Raw genomic sequence first — 919 nt, forward strand, 5'->3', positions numbered from 1 at the left:
CGTTGATCTGGGCATCTGGTATCTCTCTGCGGTGGTTGGTCGCGGTGAGTTGACGGATCGTGCGTGGGCAGCGATCGCGCCGCTGCTGCCCCCTGTGTCGGGCGGTGGGCGGCGGTGGCGGGATCACCGGCAGGTGATCAACGCGATCCTGTGGAAGCTGCGGACCGGTGCGCCGTGGCGTGACCTGCCGGAACGGTATGGGCCGTGGAAGACCGCGCACGAACGGCTGCGGTTGTGGACCAAGGACGGCACCTGGGCCCGGATTCTGAACGAGGTGATCGTCAAGGACGACTCCGTCGGTGACGTCGAGTGGGTGATCAGCGTGGACTCCAGCGTCGTGCGGGCGCATCAGCACTCAGCCGGAGCCCGGAAAAAGGGGGCTGCACAGCCGAAATCGAAGCCCTCGCCGTCGACGGGGAAGGACTCGGCCGCTCCCGCGGCGGACTGACCACCAAGATCCACCTCGCGGTCGACGGCCGTGGCCTGCCGATGCGGGTGCTTCTCACCGCCGGACAGGCCGGGGACAACCCGCAACTGTTACCCCTGCTCGACGGCATCCGCGTCCGGCGTGACGGGCCGGGACGTCCGCGATCACGACCGGACGTCGTGATCGCGGACAAGGCGTACTCCCATCCCTCGACCCGGCAGGCGTTACGCCGGCGCGGGATCACGTTCGTCAGCCCGGAACGCACCGACCAGATCGCCCAACGCGCCGCCAAAGGCGCACGCGGCGGACGACCACCGGCGTTCGACACCGAGTTGTACAAACAGCGCAACGTCGTCGAACGATGCTTCAACCGACTCAAGCAGTTCCGCGACCTCGCCACCCGCTACGCCAAGCGCGTCGCCTACTACCAGGCCGAACTCACCATCGCCGCCATCGTGCTCTGGCTCCGATGACTTACAGGACACGCGCTAG

General features: G+C 67.6%; 1 pseudogene. It reads left to right on the top strand.

Annotated features, from left to right (window positions below):
• Positions 1-31 precede the first annotated feature (31 nt).
• Positions 32-900, top strand: a pseudogene (locus tag QSK25_RS45230) (IS5 family transposase).
• The last annotated feature ends 19 nt before the right edge of the window (positions 901-919 follow it).

It is taken from the genome of Lentzea sp. NBRC 102530, assembly GCF_030269365.1.
Classification (GTDB): Bacteria; Actinomycetota; Actinomycetes; order Mycobacteriales; family Pseudonocardiaceae; genus Lentzea.